Annotated in this window: 1 protein-coding gene; it reads left to right on the top strand. The window is 61.7% G+C overall.

The window, feature by feature from the left end:
* The coding region (locus tag QSJ97_RS24765; protein WP_285675172.1) for a transposase at positions 1–242 on the top strand (242 nt) is incomplete at its 5' end.
* Between the last annotated feature and the right edge of the window lie 144 nt (positions 243–386).

Below are 386 nucleotides of genomic sequence, written 5' to 3'. Positions count from 1 at the left end.
ATTACGCGTTCCCAGACAGCCACTGGATCAAGCTCAGGACCAACAATCCGCTCGAGCGGATCATGCGCGAGATCCGGCGGCGCACGCGCGTGGTCGGCGCCTTCCCGGACGGCCAGTCCTGCCTGAACCTCGCAGCGGCCCGGCTGCGCCATATCGCCGGCACGCAATGGTCGATGCGCCGATACATCAACATGGACACGCTGATGGCCGCCAAGGCCGAAACCGGAACCGCCGTCGCATGAGAAATGTGCGAAAGATTCTGGACACTACCAAACCGGACGTCCGTCGACCCTGCGGCGAACTTCCGCTTCCCGCCTTCCTTTACGGATCTCACACCTAGTGTCGTCTGGCCACGAATGTGTTATCGGAATCTGTTCGGCAAAGGC

The sequence above is a fragment of the Paralimibaculum aggregatum genome (assembly GCF_030270585.1).
In the GTDB taxonomy this organism is placed as follows: Bacteria; Pseudomonadota; Alphaproteobacteria; order Rhodobacterales; family Rhodobacteraceae; genus Thermohalobaculum; species Thermohalobaculum aggregatum.
The sequence above is the reverse complement of the archived record's forward strand: the minus strand, read 5'-3'. Positions and strand labels throughout refer to the sequence as shown.